The sequence below is a fragment of the Streptomyces lomondensis genome (assembly GCF_014651035.1).
Classification (GTDB): Bacteria; Actinomycetota; Actinomycetes; order Streptomycetales; family Streptomycetaceae; genus Streptomyces; species Streptomyces lomondensis.
In genome coordinates this window covers 449,743-466,045 of sequence record NZ_BMWC01000003.1, presented here as the reverse complement: position 1 = coordinate 466,045, position 16,303 = coordinate 449,743, and the positions used below count along the sequence as shown (strand labels likewise).

The window sequence follows — 16,303 nt, the reverse complement described above, 5'->3', positions numbered from 1 at the left end:
GCCGAGGCGCGCGCCCGGGCCCCCGGGCGAGGGTGGAGCCACGTCCACCACCCTCCGGATCGGCAGGAGTTCCCGATGCAGCGCGACAAGTTCCTCGTCTCGGTCGTCGGCGGCGCGGTCGCCCTGGTCGCCGTCGGTGCCGTCGGCACGCATCTGCTGGCCGGCGCCGAGTCGACCAGCGAGCTGGACAGGTACACCTCCGTGACCGTGGACGGCCACCGGGCCCTGGCGGCGAACGTGGTCGCGGGCCGCACCGAGGGCAGGTACCACGCGCTGCCCTGGGTGGGGAAGGAGGTCTCGCACGTGTCCTGCCCGAGGGGCCTGAAGGCCGTGGCCGGGGCGATGATCACCTGTACCGGCGAGGGCGGCGACGGGCGGGCCGTCGACATTCCGGTGCGTGTCGTGAAGGCCGACAGTCACTCCGTCACCTGGAAGTTCGAGCGCTGACCGAGGCATGATCGAGCCATGACGACCCCCGTCCCACCAGGCCAGTCCGGCGCCGCCGGCCGCTCCGGCGCTCCCATCCGGGTGCTCATCGCGGACGACCAGGACATGGTCCGCACCGGATTCCGGTTCTTCCTCGACGCCCAGCCGGACATCACCGTGGTCGCCGAGGCCCGCGACGGCGAGGAGGCCGTGGCGCTGGCCCGCCGCGAGCGCCCGGACGTGTGCCTGCTGGACATCCGGATGCCGAAGCTGGACGGCCTGGAGGCGACCCGGCTGCTGGCCGGGCCCGAGGTCGCCGACCCCATGCGGGTGGTCGTGGTCACCACCTTCGACCTCGACGAGTACGTGTACGGCGCGCTGCGCGGGGGCGCCTGCGGCTTCCTGCTCAAGGACTCCGGGCCGACCCTCCTCGCGGAGGCCGTCCGCGCCGCCGCGGCGGGCGACTCGCTGGTCTCCCCGTCGGTCACGGTCCGGTTGCTCAAGCACGTCACCGCGGCCGCGACGCCCGCCGACCGTCCCGCGCGGCCGGTGTCCCCGGCTCCCTCGGCCCCGCTCCAGGAGCCGCTGACCGAACGCGAGCTGGACGTGGTCCGCCTGGTCGCCCTCGGCCGCACGAACGCCGAGATCGCGGCCGAACTGTACGTCTCCCTCTCCACGGTCAAGGCGCACCTGTCCAGCGTCCAGGTCAAGCTGGCCGCCCGGAACCGCGTCGAGATCGCGGCCTGGGCATGGCAGAACGGGCACGCCCGGGCCGAAGCGTGAGGCGTCCGCACCCTGGGTGGCGCTCACCCGAACAGTCCGGTGCCGGTGGTGGGCCGTCGGTGCCGGTGGTGCGCTGAGGACACGCGTCACGTTCTCAGGAGGCACTCCCGATGGCCCGTCGTCCGACCTGGCTCGCCCGCGTCCTCTCCTGCGCACTGGCGGCGGGCACGCTGCTGGCCACCGCCGCCTGCTCGGACGACGGCGGCGAGGACGGCTCGCGCGTCCCGGGCGTCACCGCGTCACAGGTCGCCGGGAAGCAGCAGACCCCCTCCCCCGCCGCCACCCTCAGCGAGGGCGGCGCGCGGACGGCGCTGATCACCGAGGCCGACATCGAGGACGACTGGACCCAGGTGAAGGAGACGGAGGTCCAGAACTGGCACGACAGCCTGCTCATCGGCAGGGTGGACGTCTCCGACTTCCTCACCGCCAAGGCCCAGGCCGCCGACTGCCAACGGCTCCTGGACTCCCTCTTCGACGACGATCTGCTGGGCAGGCCGTCGGGCGTGTCCGCGCTGCGCGGCTTCACACAGGGCGACTCGCGCCTGCTGTACCAGGTCGCCTCCTACGACCGGACCGACCCGCAGGAGTCCCTGAACTGGATGGCGGGCCTGCCGCAGGAGTGCGACGAGTTCACCGTGACCGACGGCCGCGACCAGCGCACCGTCCAGGTCGTCGACGCCTCGCTGCCGAAGGTGGGCGACGCCCGTGAGGGCCTGCGCGTGACGGTGCGGGGCCCCATCGGGGGCACGGAGGCCACGCTCACCCTGGACGTCGCCGCCGTACGCGTCGGCAACAACGCGATCACCGTCACGGCGGGCGGGCTCGACGGGGACGAGCAGGACTCCACCGGGCAGGCGGCACGGCTCGGCACCCAGCGCCTGGAGGACGTCCTCGCCGGCCGGACACCCGCCGCCAGCCCCAACTGAACCGGGCCACAGGCCCCGTGGCGCTCCCCCGCCGCACACCGACGGCCCCACCGCCTCTGCCGATTCCCGGGACAGCGTGATCATCGGAGCGGCACAATGGCGGCGATGGCCGGTTTCGGTCGCTCGTGCGAGGAGAGGAAGAGACGTGAGTGAGAGCCACACCCCGCCGAGCGGGTCGGCGAGACTGAACACCGGTGTGGCGCACAACGCGCGCGTGTGGAACTACTGGATCGGCGGCAAGGACAACTACGAGGTCGACCAGCAGGTCGGCGAGCACGTCGCCGGCATGTTCCCGATCATCCGGGACATCGCCCGGGCGGACCGGGAGTTCCTGGGCCGGGCCGTGTCGTTCCTGGCCGGCGAGCGCGGAGTGCGGCAGTTCCTGGACATCGGCACTGGCCTGCCGACGGCGGACAACACCCACGAGATCGCCCAGCGGATCGCACCCGACGCACGGATCGTCTACGTCGACAACGACCCGATCGTGCTGGCGCACGCCCGCACCCTGCTGACCGGCACCAGCGACGGCGCCACCGCCTACATCGACGCCGACGTCCACGACCCGGACGCCATCCTTGAACGGGCCGGGCACACTCTCGACCTGACCCGGCCCGTCGCCGTGATGATGCTGGGCATCCTCAACTTCGTCCTGGACACCGAGAAGGCCCTGGACATCGTGCGCCGGGTGATGGCCGCGGTCCCCTCCGGCAGCTTCCTGGTCCTCACCCACCCGACCTTCGACGACGAGCTCGGCGGCGCCGGCCAGATCCCGGCCATGAAGTTCTGGAACGAGAACGCCACTCCCCCGATCACGGCCCGCGGCGGCGCGGACATCGCCGCGTTCCTCGACGGCCTGGAGCTGCTCGAACCGGGCATGGTGTCGTGCGGGCAGTGGCGCGCCGAGCCCGGCTCGGCCGTGCTGGTGCCGCAGTACGGCGCGGTGGCCGTGAAGCCCTGACGCGCGTGGGGCCGGTCACAGTTCTCCTGGAGCGGCTACCCAGGAAGTCCGAACGGCTGAAAGTATGATCAAGCGATGTCTGACATGACCGAAACCACGCCCGGCTGGCTGTCCTCCGACGAGTTGGAGATGGCGCGCGCCCGCATGCCGATCCTGTACGTCGAGGCCGTCCCGGTACGCGTCGACGACAGCGGCGAAGTCACCAGCGTCGGCCTGCTGCTGCGCATCGGACCCGACGGTACGGTCAGCCGGACACTGGTCTCCGGCCGCGTGCTGCACCACGAGCGCGTCCGCGACGCCCTGCTGCGCCATCTGGAGAAGGACCTCGGCCCGGTCGCCCTGCCCCGCGTCCCGGCCTCGCTCCAGCCGTTCACGGTCGCGGAGTACTTCCCGACGCAGGGCATCACGCCGTACCACGACCCCCGCCAGCACGCGGTGTCCCTCGCCTACATCGTGCCGGTGACGGGCGACTGCCGGCCCCGGCAGGACGCGCTGGACCTGGTGTGGTTCAGTCCGCAGGAGGCTCTGTCGGAGGCGGTGCAGAGCGAGATGCCGGGCGGGCACGGGGTACTGCTGAAGCAGGCGCTGGCGCACGCGGGCTGTGTGATCTGACCGGCTAGGCGCTGCCGAAGGGACCTTCGCCGATGCGGCTTGCCGACATGCCGCTGCACGATCCGTTCGTCGTCGCCGACGACGCGACGCACACGTACCACCTGTACACGTCCAACGTCCCGGCCGTGTCAGGTGTGGCCGGCACCGGCACGATGGTCTACCGCAGCCGCGACCTGCGCGACTGGACGAGCCCCGTCGTGGTCTTCTTGACCGCCGAGCAGGAGGGCATCTGGGCGACGGACGGCGCGTGGGCACCGGAGGTGCACGCGTGGGACGACAGGTACTACCTGTTCACGACGCTGCACAACGAGGCCAGGCCGCTTCCGGTCCCGCCGCCGAACCGGTGGGGCGTGCCGTTCCGGACCCCGACCCATATGCGCGGCACGATCACGGCGGTCTCCGACTCACTGCTCGGCCCCTTCACGGTCCTCGACCCGTCCCGGCCCGTCCCGCCCGAGCACCTGATGACCCTCGACGGCACGCTGTACGTCGACCCGGCCGGGCAGCCCTGGATGGTGTACGCGCACGAGTGGCTCCAGACCATCGACGGCACGATGGAGGCGATCCGGCTGACCCCGGACCTGTCCCGCACGGTCGGCGACCCGGTCTACCTCTTCAAGGCCTCGGACGCGCCCTGGACCGGCGAGCAGATCCCCGCCGGCGTACCGCACCAGCTCCCGCCGTACATCACCGACGGCCCTCAGCTGTACCGCACCCCTGACGGGTCCCTGCTCATGCTGTGGTCGACCTACGAGAAGAACACGCCCGGCGAGGACGGCACGGTCAGCGGCGGCTATGTGCAGACGTACGCCGTGTCGGAATCCGGGGACCTCACGGGCCCCTGGCGGCAACACCGGCCGCTGGTCCGCGACGACAGCGGCCACGGCATGCTGTTCCACACCTTCGACGGCCGGCTGATGATGATCCTCCACCGGCCCTTCGAGAACGCCCGCGGGAAGCTGTACGAGATGCGGCTGGACGGCCACGAACTGGAGATCCTGCGCCGGCGCGACGATCTGGACAGCGGCGGCTGAACCGGACGGACGGCCGCCGCACAGCAATCAGCGGGTCTGCCGATATCGGCAGACCCGCTGATCGATTCTGTCGGGACGACAGGATTTGAACCTGCGACCCCTTGACCCCCAGTCAAGTGCGCTACCAAGCTGCGCCACGTCCCGTTGCCCATCTGACCTGGGGGTTTCCCCTGGCCGAACGCGCAGGGAAACAATACCGCACTCGCGCCGGTGATCGCGCATCCGTTTCCCGACCCCTCCCCCCTTGACCTCAAGATTGGTTGAGGTTGCACGCTCGTGTCCATGACCAACACGACACTCACGTACACCTACGCCGACCTGCCGGAACTCATGGGTCTGATGACCGGCGACGAGAAGCACGGCCCGGCCGCGACCTCCACGCTGGACGTGCTGTGGGTGCTCTACGACCGGGTGCTGCGGGTGAGCCCGGACGGGATGACCGACCCGGAGCGGGACCGGTTCCTGCTGTCGAAGGGGCACGGACCGATGGCGTACTACGCCGTCCTGGCCGCCAAGGGCTTCCTGCCGGTGGAGTGGCTGCCGGGCTTCGGCTCGTACGACTCCCCGCTCGGGCACCATCCCGACCGCACGCTCGTGCCGGGGGCCGAGATCGGCAGCGGTTCGCTGGGGCACGGGCTGCCGATCGCCGTCGGTACGGCACTGGGGCTGCGCGCCCAGGGGCTGGACGAGCCACGGGTCTGGGCGCTGATCGGGGACGCCGAGCTGGACGAGGGCAGCAACCACGAGGCGATCGCCTTCGCCGGGCCGGCCGGACTCGACCGGCTGCACACGGTCGTCGTCGACAACTCCTCCGCGACCTACGCGCGGCCCGGCGGGATCGCCGCCCGTTTCGAGGCCGCGGGCTGGTCCGCGCTGACCGTCGACGGCCGTGACCACGAGGCGCTGTACACCGCCTTCACCGCACCGCACCCGGGCCGGCCGCACGTAGTGGTGGCCCAGGTCGAGCCGAAGTCCGCCTGACCCCCGACCGACCGGAAAGGAATCCCCACCCCATGGACACCATGCGTGACCGTTTCGCCCCTGTCGTCTCGCGGCTGCTCGACGAGGATCCCCGGGTCGCCGTGGTTCTCGCCGAGATCGGCACGGACGGCTTCGCCGAGGCCGCCCGGCGCCATCCCGACCGGGTCGTCAACGTCGGCATCCGCGAACAGCTCCTGGTCGGGGCCGCGGCGGGGCTGGCGCTGACCGGGCTGCGGCCCGTCGTGCACACCTTCGCCAGTTTCCTTGTCGAGCGGCCCTTCGAGCAGGTCAAGCTGGACCTGGGGCACCAGGACGCGGGCGCGGTGCTGGTGAGCGCGGCTGCCTCCTTCGACTGGCCGGCGGGCGGCTACACCCACATGGCGCCGGGCGACGTGGCGCTGCTCGACACCCTCGACGGCTGGACCGTCCATGTGCCCGGCCACCCCGACGAGGCCGAGACACTGCTGCGGCACGCGGTCGCCGCGGGCGACGACAAGGTGTACGTACGGCTGTCCCTCCAGTCCAACGGGCGGGCCCTCCCCGTCGACGGGGAGCGCTTCCACACCGTTCGCGAGGGGCGCTCCGGTGTCGTGGTCGCCGTCGGGCCGATGCTCGACGCGGTGCTCGCCGCCACCGAGGGCCTGGACGTCACCGTGCTCTACGCGACGACCGTCCGCCCCTTCGACGGGGCCGCCCTGCACCGGGCCACCGGGACTGCGGGGACGGACGTCGTCCTGGTCGAGCCCTACCTCGCGGGCACGTCGACGGCCGCGGCGAACGACGCGCTGTCCGATGTGCCGCACCGGGTGCTCGGGCTGGGGGTGGGCCGCCGTGAGCTGCGGCGGTACGGGCAGCTGGAGGAGCATGTCGCCGCCCACGGCCTCGACGCCCGGTCGCTGCGGGGGCGCATCGGGAGCTTCGTCGGGGCGGCGGCTCCCGCGTGAGACCCGGAAGGGGTCACTCCCCCGCCGGGAGGCCCAGCCGGGGGTACGCCTCCAGGAGCCGGGTCGGGGCCGCCTGGCGCCAGGAGTCGGCGAGGATGTCCCGCAGTTCGCCCTCGCCCTCCAGCGCGTCGAGCCGGGCCCGGACCCAGGCGAACTGCGCCTCGTGGTCCGCGATCCAGAACTTTCCCGGCTCGGCGAGCACCAGTTCGTCCCGCTCCTCCTTGGGGCAGCGCACGGCGATGGACGTCTCGTCCTCCGGCAGCGTGGCGAACATCTTTCCCGCGACCCGGAACGTGGGCATGCTCCAGGCGATCTTCTCCGTCGTGTCCGGCAGGGACAGGGCGATACGTCGTACGTCTTCGGCATCCGGCATGGCAGGCACGGTATCGGCTGCCACTGACAATCACCTGGTGAGAGTGGTTGCCGATACGTGCTGGGAGGAGGTCGCCGGTACGTGCTTGTAGTAGATCGTCGTCGGCCGCAGGACTCCGTCGGGGCTCGCCGCGTAGTCGGGGATGGCGCCGATCGCGGTCCAGCCGGCGGACCGGTACAGCTGCTCGGCGGGGCTGCCGGTCTCGGTGTCCAGGTGCAGCAGGGTGACACCGGCCGCCGCGGCCGCGCCCTCCGCGGTGGCCAGGAGCCTGCGTCCGAGTCCCTGCCCTCGGGCCTCCGGACGCACCATGAGCTTCACGACTTCGGCACGGTGGCGGCTGTTGGCCTTGTCGGGGAAGGCCAGGCTCACGGTGCCCAGCACTCGGTCGCCGCCGTACGCCGCCCAGACGGCGAGCCGGCCGGCGGCCACGTCGGCGGCCCGCTCCTCCCACCAGGCCAGGGCCTCCGCACGGTGGAGCGGGGCGAGGAAGCCGACCGACGCCCCGCCGTTCACCGTGTCGGTCAGCAGGTCCGCCAACGTCCCGTCACGCAGCAGTTGAGTGGCATCCAGCCGGATCACGGCCGCACCACCGCCAGCAGGTAGCGGACGCCCTCGGGGGCGGCGCACCGGAACCGGGTCGGACCCCACACGCGCATCCGCAGGCAGTCGCCGCTGCCCAGATGGTGTTCGGTGTCCTGCGCGGTCACGTCCAGAGCCCCTTCCAGCACCCAGATGTGCTGCTCCAGGCCGGCCAGGGGCGGTCGGTCGTAGGCGATGTCGGCGCCCGCGGTCAGGCGTCCCTCGACGAGTTCGCCGCGCAGGGCGGAGTGCGGTGGCGACACTGACCGCCGTACGAAGCCGGAGGCCTGGTCCTGCCAGAGGGGCTGGTCGGCGGCGCGCACCACGGGTGCCGGCTCGGCCTCGACCTCGCTGAGCAGCTGGGACATGGTCCGCCCGTAGACGGCGCACAGGCGGTTCAGGAGCGAGGCCGTGGGGCTGATCTCGGCCCGCTCGGCACGGGAGAGGGTGGACCGGCTCACTCCGCTGCGGTCGGCCAACTCCCCCAGGGAGTAGCCGTGTTGGGCCCGCAGCTCGGCCAGGCGTGCGCCCAGCCGGGTGTCGACGGGGTCCAGGTCATCGCTTCTCATATTCGGGACGCTATCCCGGATTCGAGACAGGCGCGTTAAGAAGTCCTCACACCGGGGCCGCCGCGCTCAGCGCGTCCAGCACCGGGCGGATCAGGGGATGCTCCTCGGCTCCCCGGCGTACGGCGGCGAAGACCCGCCGGGTGGGGGCCGTGCCGTCGACGGGGCGGACGACCACCCCGGCGAGGTCCATGCCGCGCAGCGCCGAGCGCGGTACGAGGGCCACGCCCGCGTCGGCCGAGGCGAGGGCGACGACCGCGCGGAAGTCGTCCGAGGAGTGCTCCATGCGGGGCTGGAAGCCGGCGTTCTCGCAGGCCAGGACCACCACGTCGTGGCAGGGGTTGCCGGGGTACGGGCCGATCCAGGAGTCCTTGGCCAGCTCGGCGAGCGGGACCTCCGCCGCGTCGGCCAGGCGGTGGGTGACGGGAACGACGGCGTCGAAGGGCTCGGCGTAGAGCGGCACGTGGGCCAGCCGGGGGTCGTCGGCGGGCGGGGCGCCGCGGTACTCGACGGCGACGGCGACATCGACCTGTCGGTCCAGCACCATCGGCAGGCTGGCGTCGCCCTCGGCGTCCTGGACGCGGATCCGGATGCCGGGCGCCGACTCGGCGAGCCGGGCCACCGCGGGCGCCACGACCAGGGCGATCCCGGTCGCGAAGGACGCGACCGTGACGGTGCCCGCCGCTCCCGAGCTGTACGCGGCGAGCTCGGCCTCGGCCCGCTCCAGCTGGGCGAGGACCGCGTTGGTGTGGTTGAGCAGGATCTCGCCCGCCGGGGTGAGCCGTACGCCTTTCGCACCGCGCTCGACGAGCCGGTGGCCGGTCTCCTGCTCCAGCGCGGCGAGCTGCTGGGACACGGCCGACGGGGTCAGGTACAGCGCGGCGGCAGCCGCCGTCACCGTACGGTGGTCGGCCACCGCACGGAGGATGTGGAGCCGCCGCGCCTCGATCATGCGATCGATTCTCTCAGGTCACCGGCTGTTTTCAGCCGTCCAGCTCCGCCCGTGCCGCCACGAAGGCGTCGACCGCGCGGTTGACGTCGTCCGTGGAGTGCGCGGCCGACAGCTGGACCCGGATCCGGGCCTGCCCCTGCGGGACGACCGGGTACGAGAAGCCGATCACGTACACGCCGCGCTCCAGCAGCAGTTCGGCCATGCGGCCGGCCACCGCCGCGTCGCCGATCATCACCGGGGCGATGGCGTGGTCGCCGGGGAGGACGTCGAAGCCCTCCTCGGTCATGCGGCCGCGGAAGAGGGCCGTGTTCTCGGCGAGCCGGACGCGCAGGTCGTCGGCCGACTCCAGCAGGTCGAGCACCTTCAGCGAGGCCGCCGCGATCACCGGGGCGAGCGTGTTGGAGAAGAGGTACGGCCGGGAGCGCTGGCGCAGCAGGGCGACGATCTCGGCGCGGGCGGCGACATAGCCGCCGGACGCTCCGCCGAGGGCCTTGCCGAGGGTGCCGGTGATGATGTCGACGCGGTCCATGACGCCGTGCAGCTCGGGCGTGCCGCGGCCGCCGGGGCCGACGAAGCCGACGGCGTGCGAGTCGTCGACCATGACCATCGCGTCGTAGCGGTCGGCGAGGTCGCAGATCTCGCGCAGCGGGGCCACGTAGCCGTCCATGGAGAAGACGCCGTCGGTGACGATCAGCCGGCGCCGCGCGTCGGACGCCTCCTTGAGCCTGGCCTCCAGCTCGGCGAGGTCGCGGTTGGCGTAGCGCAGGCGGCGGGCCTTGGACAGGCGGATGCCGTCGATGATCGACGCGTGGTTGAGCGCGTCGGAGATCACCGCGTCCTCCGGGCCGAGCAGCGTCTCGAACACGCCGCCGTTGGCGTCGAAGCAGGAGGAGTACAGGATCGTGTCCTCCTGCCCGAGGAACGCCGACAGCCGCGCCTCCAGTTCCTTGTGCACCTCCTGGGTGCCGCAGATGAAGCGGACGGAGGCCATGCCGTAGCCCCAGCGGTCCAGCGCCTCGCGGGCGGCGGCGATCACCTCGGGGTGGTCGGCGAGGCCGAGGTAGTTGTTGGCGCAGAAGTTGAGGACCTCGCCGGGGCGGCCGCCCGCGGTGACGTTCACGGTGGCGGACTGCGGGGTGCCGATCACCCGCTCAGGCTTGTGCAGGCCGGCGGCGCGGATCTCGTCGAGGGTGGCGCGCAGGTCGTCGCGCACGGAGTCGAACATCAGGAAGCTCCTAAAGTGCTTGCGGAGAAAGGGAGTTGCGCAGTGCTGGAGGAGGCAGGGAGTTACGCCGTCCAGTCGAGGATGACCTTGCCGCCGCGGCCGCTCGCCGCGTCGGCGAACGCCGCCTCGAAGTCGCGGAAGCCGTACCGGCCGGTGATCACGGGCGCGAGGTCGAGGCCGCCTTCCAGCAGCACGGACATCGCATACCAGGTCTCGAACATCTCGCGGCCGTAGATGCCCTTGAGGGTGATCATCGAGGTGACGATCCGGGCCCAGTCGACGGGGAACTCCTGCGCGGGCAGGCCGAGCATCGCGATGCGGCCGCCGTGCGTCATGTTGGCGATCATGTCGCGCAGCGCCTCGGGGCGGCCGGACATCTCCAGGCCGATGTCGAAGCCCTCGCGCAGTCCGAGCGTGCGCTGCCCGTCGGCGATGGTGGCGCCGGAGACGTCGAGCGCGAGGCTGACGCCGATCTTGCGCGCGAGCTCCAGCCGCTCCTCGCTGACGTCGGTGATCATGACGTGGCGGGCGCCGGCGTGTTTGGCCACGGCGGCGGCCATCAGGCCGATCGGGCCCGCGCCGGTGATCAGGACGTCCTCGCCGACGAGCGGGAAGGACAGCGCGGTGTGCACCGCGTTGCCGAAGGGATCGAAGATCGCGGCCACGTCCAGGTCGACGGGCACCCGGTGCACCCAGACGTTGGCGGCGGGCAGGGTCACGTACTCGGCGAACGCGCCGTCCCGGCCCACGCCCAGCCCTATGGTGGCCCGGCACAGGTGGCGGCGGCCCGCCAGGCAGTTGCGGCACTTCCCGCACACCAGATGGCCCTCGCCGCTCACCCGGTCGCCGACGCCGATGTCGGTGACGTCGCGTCCCGTCTCGACGACCTCGCCGACGAACTCGTGCCCGACCACGAGTGGGGTGCGGATGGCCTGCCGGGCCCAGCCGTCCCAGGCCCTGATGTGCAGGTCGGTGCCGCAGATGCCGGTGCGCAGCACCTTGATCAGCACATCGCCCGGCCCGACGGCGGGCTCCGGGACGTCCGCGAGCCACAGCCCGGGTTCCGCCTTCTGTTTGACCAGCGCCTTCACCGCTACGGCTCCTGGGGTGAGTCCCGGCTCCGGGCATACCGAAGGAGCCCCTGGGCCGGGAGAGGAGTGGGATCGCACTGCAATCTGCCGTACGGCGGCCGCACCGGTCCATCGAGGATTTCTTAAGCGCCGCCTCAGCTTTCCTTCACACCCTCAGGGGGCACATCGGAAACCCGGGGCGTTCAGTAGGGCAGCAGGCCGTCCCGGCCCTCCAGCTCCACGACGAGCTGCGCGGCGTGCTCCTTGATGGCCGTCAGGCCCGGCTTCCCCCACGGCCGGGGCTCGACGTCGGCGACACTGACCGTGCCCAGGACCAGGCCCGTGCCGTCGATGAGCGGTGCTCCCAGGTAGGAGCGGATGCCGAACTCGTCGACCACCGGGTTGCCCGCGAACCGCGGATAGTCGTGGACGTCCTCCAGGACCAGGGCCTTGCGGCGCGCCACCACATGGGGGCAGAAGCCATGGTCGCGGGGCAGCGCACGGCCGAGCTGCGGGCTGGTGCCGTCGCTCCGCACGACCGGCGCGACGGCCGGGACGTACAGGCCCGCGTAGAACTGCCCTTGCTCGTCCGGGAAGTTGACCATGGCGTACGGCGCCCCGGTCAGTTCGGCGAGGCGGTGCGCGAAGGTGTCGAGTGCGGGTACGGGGCGCTCCCCCAGGCCCAGCCCGCGCAGTCGGCGGGCGCGGGCCGGGGCCTCCTTGTCCTCGGGTGTGAGAAGCAGACGACCGGCCGGGCGCGGCGGGTCGTAGCTCATGGGCGTGCTCCGGGGGTGTGGGCATGGGTCATATACGGTCTCCCTGGGGGTGTTGGGGGATCACATGTGGGCGCCATACCCCGTCGCGGGGGCGGGCGCGTGGGCGATGAGGTGGCGCACCAGGGTCAGCAGGGTCTGGACCCCGGAGCTGGAGATCCGGGCGTCGCAGCACACGACCGGGACCTCGTCGGTCAGGTCGAGCGCCGCGCGCACCTCCTCGGGGTCGTAGCGGTGGGCACCGTCGAACTCGTTGACGGCGATGATGAATCCGAGGCCGCGCTGCTCGAAGAAGTCCACGGCCGCGAAACACTCCTGGAGGCGGCGGGTGTCGGCGAGGATGACCGCCCCGAGCGCTCCCTCGCACAACTCGTCCCACATGAACCAGAACCGTTCCTGGCCGGGCGTGCCGAAGAGGTAGAGCACGTGCTCCGGGTCGAGCGTGATGCGGCCGAAGTCCATGGCCACGGTCGTCTCGACCTTGTTCTCGATGCCGTCGAGGTTGTCGGTCGCGGCGCTGACGGTGGTGAGCAGTTCCTCCGTGCTGAGCGGCGCGATCTCGCTGACCGCGCCGACGAAGGTCGTCTTGCCCACGCCGAACCCGCCCGCCACGAGGATCTTCAGCGCGGTGGGAAACGGGTCGGCGCCGCGGCCGGGTCCGTCGGCGTAGTCAGAGCTGTCGTCGTAGTCCATCGAGCACTGCCTCCAGAAGAGCCCGGTCCGTCGGGTTGTGGTGGAACGCGGGGGGCTTGGTGGTCAGCGCCCCGCAGTCGACGAGGTCCGCCAGCAGCACCTTGGTGACGGCCACCGGCAGTTTCAGATGGGCGGCCACCTCGGCGACCGCGACGGGCACACGGCACCGCTCGAGCGCCTCCGCGTGTTCGGGGCCGAGATAGCCGAGGGGGGTCGCCCCGGTGGCCATCACCTGCGACACGAGGTCGAGCGCGACGGTGGGACGGGTGCGGCCGTTGCTGACCGTGAACGGGCGCACCAGCCGCCCGGCCGCGTCGTCGAGCCAGGGCCCGTCACCGGCCGCCGTCACGCTCAAGGCCTCATCGCCGGGGATTCGACGGACTGCCGGGGAGCGGTCACCAGGTACGGGCGGACGCTCTTGACCAGCATCGCCATCTCATAACCCAGCACGGCCGCGTCGGCCTCGCGGCCGGCGAGCACGGCGAGGCAGGTGCCGGAGCCGGCGGTGGTGACGAACAGCAGGGTCGAGTCGAGTTCGACCACGACCTGCCGTACGTCGCCGCCGTCGCCGAAGCGGACGCCGGCGCTGCGGCCGAGGGAGTACAGGCCGGAGGCCAGGGCGGCCATGTGGTCGGCGCTGTCCGGGTCGAGGCCGTGCACGGACTTCACGAGTCCGTCGCAGGACAGGAGCACCGCGGCGGTCGTGTGCGGCACGCGCTGCACGAGGCCGCTCATCAGCCAGTCGAGATCGGATACATGGGCGGTCGGCGCATCGCTCGCCATGGTGGATCGACTCCTTGGGGTACGAAGGTCTGCGGGAGCGCTGGGGGTGGGGGTGGAAACGGGGGTGGTCATCCGGCGGGTGCGCTCCCGTCGTGCCGGGTGGTGGTGTGGTCGGGGCGGGACGTCGTCGCACCGTCGCGCTCGGCGTGGACCGGCTGGAGGGGAATCGGGTCCCTGTGGGCGGACTCCGTGTGCGTCCGCTCCACGTGTGTCGGCTCCATGTGCCTCGGCTCCGCGTGCCGAGGCTCCATGTGCGTCGGCTCCCTGTGGGAAGACTCCACGCGCGAAGGCTCCATGTGCGCAGACGCCGTGTGGGGATCCGTCATGTCGCCCCACTCCATGTTCCCGGCCTCCATGTTCTGTTGGGCCTCGGCGAGGCTGATGCCCCGCTGGAAGGCCGCCATGAGACCGGGATCGTGGCTGACGAGGTACTCGGGGTCCTGACGCGGAGTCGGTCCGTCGCGCAGCTGCGGCGCGATGTGCTCCTGGGCGCGGCGGCGGGGCAGTTGGGGCTTGCCCATGGTGCCGCGCACGGCGCCGTTGCGGGGCGTGGGCGGCGCCGTCACGTTCTCGTCGAGGACGCGCCGGTCGTCGGGGCTGATGCCGGGCCGGGCCTCGGCCGGAGTGGGCCGCTCCCGACGGGCCCCGCGCACGGGCAGCGGCGCGGGCCGGCCGTTCTTCGGGCTTCCGCCCGGGGCCGGTTCGGCCTCCTGCCGGAGGCCCTCGGGCGCGAGGGGTGCCGCGGGCGGGACGGCGGACGCCGCGGGCGAGGCGGAGGACCGCGTCCCGGAGGCGGGAACCGCCACGGTTGAGAAGCCGGACACGGTTCCCTCGGCCGGAGACGACGGCCCTCCGGACACGCCTTCGACCCCAGCCGAAGGCTGTCCGTGCTGCCCATGGCGTCCGTCGCGCCCCGCCTGCCGCATCGGCACGGCCGGACGCTCGGAACCCGTCGTCGTACCGCCGCCCTGCGGCCGCACCGCACCGCCGGGCGCCCCCGCCTCCGCCCCCAGCAGCGCCTGCGGCACGACGAGCACCGCCTGCACGCCGCCGTAGATGTTGGTCTGCAGGCGGACGGTGATGCCGTGCCGCCTGGCCAGCTGCGAGACCACGAACAACCCGATGCGGCCGTCCGCGAGGAGCCGGGCGACGTTCACCTGGTCCGGGTCGGCGAGCAGCGCGTTCATGCGCGTCTGCTCCTCGAGGGGCATGCCGAGCCCGCGGTCCTCGACCTCGACGGCGAGCCCGGAGGTGACGAGGTTGGCGCGCAGCAGCACCTGGGTGTGCGGGGCGGAGAACACCGTGGCGTTCTCGACGAGTTCGGCCAGCAGGTGGATGACGTCGGCGACGGCGTGCCCGCGCAGGGTGCCGTCGATCGGCGGCACCAGCTTGACGCGGGAGTACTGCTCGACCTCGGCGATGGCCGAGCGCAGCACCTCGGTCATGGAGACCGGGTTGCTCCACTGCCGGCGGGAGACGGCCCCGCCGAGCACGGCGAGGTTCTCGGCGTGGCGGCGGATGCGGGTGGCGAGGTGGTCGACGTGGAAGAGCCCCTTGAGCAGGTCGGGGTCCTCCATCTCGTTCTCGAGCTCGTCGAGGATGGAGATCTCGCGGTGCACCAGGGACTGGAGCCGCCGGGCGAGGTTGACGAACACCTCGAGCTTCTGTTCGCTGCCCGCCTGGCTGGAGAGCTGTGAGGCCTGGACGACGGCGGTGACGGCGCCGTCGTGCGCGCGGGCCAGGTCGGAGGAGAGCAGTTCGAAGTCGTCGGCGTCCTCGGCGGCGCCGCCGCGCGGGCTCTGCGGACTGTGCTGCGGCGGTCCGTCGCCGCGGCGCAGGGTCTCGACCAGTGCGCGCAGGTCGGCCTCGCGCCGCGCGGTGGCGCGGCGCAGCACGCCGACGCGGTCGTGCACGGACCGGGCGGTCCGGTTGGCCGCCACCGCGGCGACGGCGATGCCGACGAGGGCCACGAAGACCGCGCCGGCGAGCACGGCCCACAGCGTCAGGCCCGGCCGCGCTCCGGTGGACCGGACGGTGAAGAGGACGGCGGCGCAGCCGCTGAGGGCGACGGCGACGGGCGGCAGCACGGCCAGACGCAGCAGCTGGGGCCGTATGTGGGCCTCGGGCAGCGCGGTCGCGGTGCGGGCGGCCGGCCGCCCGTGCCGCCCGCCCTCACGGCGGTCTGCGCGTGCGGCCGGGGCGCGGAGGTGAGACATCGGTGTCCTCGTACTGGTCCGTCGGTCCTGGGTGCCAGGGGGGCTTGCGGTGGTACGGCCCGGCTCGCGTGGCCGTTTCCGCGCGCCTCGGGCCGTCCGCCCGGACTCGCCCCGCTGCCGTCCGGCGCCGGCACGTCCGGGGTCCGGGTGCCGTTCCGGGGCGGAGGCGAGGGCTGCACCCGTGCCGGTGTCGGTGGTGCGCGGGCAGCGGGGATCCTCCTCGCGTCGACTCCCTCGTCCGCCTTGCGCCTGCACGTACCGGCCCCCCGCTCCCTGATCCGCCTGTTTCCCGACGGACACTGACAGTAGTCACCAGCGCATCATGTGCGGTGGGCAGTTGACAAACTCATACGGTGAGCGTCCCGCTCTGGTATGAGGTCTCGTACGACAGACCGATAACCCCGCCCTG

General features: G+C 72.4%; 19 protein-coding genes and 1 tRNA gene. 8 read left to right on the top strand and 12 right to left on the bottom strand.

Annotated elements, in window-relative coordinates:
- Positions 1–75 precede the first annotated feature (75 nt).
- From IE255_RS13560 to IE255_RS13535, 6 genes are all read left to right on the top strand, one after another.
- Positions 76–447, top strand: coding sequence for a DUF4333 domain-containing protein (locus IE255_RS13560; RefSeq protein WP_190050477.1), 372 nt, complete (start codon positions 76–78; stop codon positions 445–447).
- 18 nt (positions 448–465) lie between these two features.
- Complete coding sequence (locus tag IE255_RS13555; protein ID WP_190050476.1) at positions 466–1,209, top strand: response regulator; 744 nt, start codon at positions 466–468, stop codon at positions 1,207–1,209.
- Between the two features lie 110 nt (positions 1,210–1,319).
- The gene (locus IE255_RS13550; protein ID WP_190050475.1) at positions 1,320–2,135 is read left to right on the top strand and encodes a hypothetical protein; all 816 of its coding nucleotides are present in this window, start codon (positions 1,320–1,322) and stop codon (positions 2,133–2,135) included.
- Positions 2,136–2,280: 145 nt separating this feature from the next.
- Entirely contained in the window at positions 2,281–3,093 is an 813-nt protein-coding gene (locus IE255_RS13545) for an SAM-dependent methyltransferase (RefSeq protein ID WP_190050474.1), read from the top strand.
- A gap of 84 nt (positions 3,094–3,177) precedes the next feature.
- Positions 3,178–3,705, top strand: a complete 528-nt coding sequence (locus IE255_RS13540; protein ID WP_190050758.1) for an NUDIX hydrolase family protein — start codon at positions 3,178–3,180, stop codon at positions 3,703–3,705.
- Between the two features lie 32 nt (positions 3,706–3,737).
- Positions 3,738–4,739 carry a glycoside hydrolase family 43 protein gene (locus tag IE255_RS13535; RefSeq protein ID WP_190050473.1) on the top strand — a complete coding sequence of 334 codons (1,002 nt, stop codon included), beginning with the start codon at positions 3,738–3,740 and terminating at the stop codon, positions 4,737–4,739.
- A 70-nt stretch (positions 4,740–4,809) separates the two neighbouring features.
- On the opposite strand, the gene IE255_RS13530 is transcribed toward IE255_RS13535, so the two are convergent.
- Positions 4,810–4,883 (bottom strand) — tRNA-Pro (locus IE255_RS13530).
- Positions 4,884–5,021: 138 nt separating this feature from the next.
- Here IE255_RS13530 and IE255_RS13525 point away from each other — a divergent pair.
- Both IE255_RS13525 and IE255_RS13520 read left to right on the top strand, forming a co-directional pair.
- On the top strand, positions 5,022–5,720 hold the full coding sequence (locus IE255_RS13525; RefSeq protein ID WP_190050472.1) for a thiamine pyrophosphate-binding protein: 699 nt from the start codon (positions 5,022–5,024) through the stop codon (positions 5,718–5,720).
- A gap of 32 nt (positions 5,721–5,752) precedes the next feature.
- On the top strand, positions 5,753–6,664 hold the full coding sequence (locus IE255_RS13520) for a transketolase family protein (RefSeq protein ID WP_190050471.1): 912 nt from the start codon (positions 5,753–5,755) through the stop codon (positions 6,662–6,664).
- A gap of 13 nt (positions 6,665–6,677) precedes the next feature.
- Here the strand turns inward: IE255_RS13520 and IE255_RS13515 are convergent, their stop codons facing one another.
- From IE255_RS13515 to IE255_RS13465, 11 genes are all read right to left on the bottom strand, one after another.
- Positions 6,678–7,037, bottom strand: a complete 360-nt coding sequence (locus IE255_RS13515) for an MmcQ/YjbR family DNA-binding protein (protein WP_190050470.1) — start codon at positions 7,035–7,037, stop codon at positions 6,678–6,680.
- Positions 7,038–7,067: 30 nt separating this feature from the next.
- On the bottom strand, positions 7,068–7,616 hold the full coding sequence (locus IE255_RS13510; protein ID WP_190050469.1) for a GNAT family N-acetyltransferase: 549 nt from the start codon (positions 7,614–7,616) through the stop codon (positions 7,068–7,070).
- On the bottom strand, positions 7,613–8,185 hold the full coding sequence (locus IE255_RS13505) for a helix-turn-helix domain-containing protein (RefSeq protein ID WP_190050468.1): 573 nt from the start codon (positions 8,183–8,185) through the stop codon (positions 7,613–7,615). Before IE255_RS13505 ends, IE255_RS13510 begins: the two co-directional genes overlap by 4 nt.
- A gap of 46 nt (positions 8,186–8,231) precedes the next feature.
- Positions 8,232–9,134, bottom strand: coding sequence for a LysR family transcriptional regulator (locus IE255_RS13500; protein ID WP_190050467.1), 903 nt, complete (start codon positions 9,132–9,134; stop codon positions 8,232–8,234).
- A 31-nt stretch (positions 9,135–9,165) separates the two neighbouring features.
- The gene (locus IE255_RS13495) at positions 9,166–10,359 is read right to left on the bottom strand and encodes a glycine C-acetyltransferase (protein WP_190050466.1); all 1,194 of its coding nucleotides are present in this window, start codon (positions 10,357–10,359) and stop codon (positions 9,166–9,168) included.
- Positions 10,360–10,421: 62 nt separating this feature from the next.
- Positions 10,422–11,450, bottom strand: a complete 1,029-nt coding sequence (tdh, locus tag IE255_RS13490) for an L-threonine 3-dehydrogenase (RefSeq protein WP_190050465.1) — start codon at positions 11,448–11,450, stop codon at positions 10,422–10,424.
- Positions 11,451–11,632: 182 nt separating this feature from the next.
- Entirely contained in the window at positions 11,633–12,205 is a 573-nt protein-coding gene (locus IE255_RS13485; protein ID WP_190050464.1) for a GAF domain-containing protein, read from the bottom strand.
- A 60-nt stretch (positions 12,206–12,265) separates the two neighbouring features.
- A complete protein-coding gene (locus tag IE255_RS13480) occupies positions 12,266–12,895 on the bottom strand; it encodes a GTP-binding protein (RefSeq protein ID WP_190050463.1) in 630 nt (209 codons plus the stop codon).
- Complete coding sequence (locus IE255_RS13475) at positions 12,873–13,244, bottom strand: DUF742 domain-containing protein (RefSeq protein WP_114256583.1); 372 nt, start codon at positions 13,242–13,244, stop codon at positions 12,873–12,875. The genes IE255_RS13480 and IE255_RS13475 overlap by 23 nt, the downstream gene beginning before the upstream one ends.
- Before the next feature lie 2 nt (positions 13,245–13,246).
- Positions 13,247–13,678: a roadblock/LC7 domain-containing protein gene (locus IE255_RS13470; RefSeq protein WP_031112764.1), complete on the bottom strand. Its 432-nt coding sequence runs from the start codon at positions 13,676–13,678 to the stop codon at positions 13,247–13,249.
- A 68-nt stretch (positions 13,679–13,746) separates the two neighbouring features.
- Positions 13,747–15,894 carry a sensor histidine kinase gene (locus tag IE255_RS13465; protein ID WP_190050462.1) on the bottom strand — a complete coding sequence of 716 codons (2,148 nt, stop codon included), beginning with the start codon at positions 15,892–15,894 and terminating at the stop codon, positions 13,747–13,749.
- Positions 15,895–16,303 lie beyond the last annotated feature (409 nt).

Excerpts from the sequence above, each read along its gene's own strand:
- IE255_RS13520 (WP_190050471.1), top strand. The coding sequence starts at position 5,753 with ATGGACACCATGCGTGACCGTTTCGCCCCTGTCGTCTCGCGGCTGCTC.
- IE255_RS13500 (WP_190050467.1), bottom strand. The coding sequence starts at position 9,134 with ATGATCGAGGCGCGGCGGCTCCACATCCTCCGTGCGGTGGCCGACCAC.
- IE255_RS13535 (WP_190050473.1), top strand. The coding sequence starts at position 3,738 with ATGCGGCTTGCCGACATGCCGCTGCACGATCCGTTCGTCGTCGCCGAC.
- IE255_RS13465 (WP_190050462.1), bottom strand. The coding sequence starts at position 15,894 with ATGTCTCACCTCCGCGCCCCGGCCGCACGCGCAGACCGCCGTGAGGGC.
- IE255_RS13550 (WP_190050475.1), top strand. The coding sequence starts at position 1,320 with ATGGCCCGTCGTCCGACCTGGCTCGCCCGCGTCCTCTCCTGCGCACTG.
- IE255_RS13480 (WP_190050463.1), bottom strand. The coding sequence starts at position 12,895 with ATGGACTACGACGACAGCTCTGACTACGCCGACGGACCCGGCCGCGGC.
- IE255_RS13540 (WP_190050758.1), top strand. The coding sequence starts at position 3,178 with ATGACCGAAACCACGCCCGGCTGGCTGTCCTCCGACGAGTTGGAGATG.
- IE255_RS13495 (WP_190050466.1), bottom strand. The coding sequence starts at position 10,359 with ATGTTCGACTCCGTGCGCGACGACCTGCGCGCCACCCTCGACGAGATC.
- IE255_RS13560 (WP_190050477.1), top strand. The coding sequence starts at position 76 with ATGCAGCGCGACAAGTTCCTCGTCTCGGTCGTCGGCGGCGCGGTCGCC.
- IE255_RS13485 (WP_190050464.1), bottom strand. The coding sequence starts at position 12,205 with ATGAGCTACGACCCGCCGCGCCCGGCCGGTCGTCTGCTTCTCACACCC.
- IE255_RS13470 (WP_031112764.1), bottom strand. The coding sequence starts at position 13,678 with ATGGCGAGCGATGCGCCGACCGCCCATGTATCCGATCTCGACTGGCTG.
- IE255_RS13555 (WP_190050476.1), top strand. The coding sequence starts at position 466 with ATGACGACCCCCGTCCCACCAGGCCAGTCCGGCGCCGCCGGCCGCTCC.
- IE255_RS13525 (WP_190050472.1), top strand. The coding sequence starts at position 5,022 with ATGACCAACACGACACTCACGTACACCTACGCCGACCTGCCGGAACTC.
- IE255_RS13515 (WP_190050470.1), bottom strand. The coding sequence starts at position 7,037 with ATGCCGGATGCCGAAGACGTACGACGTATCGCCCTGTCCCTGCCGGAC.
- IE255_RS13505 (WP_190050468.1), bottom strand. The coding sequence starts at position 8,185 with ATGAGAAGCGATGACCTGGACCCCGTCGACACCCGGCTGGGCGCACGC.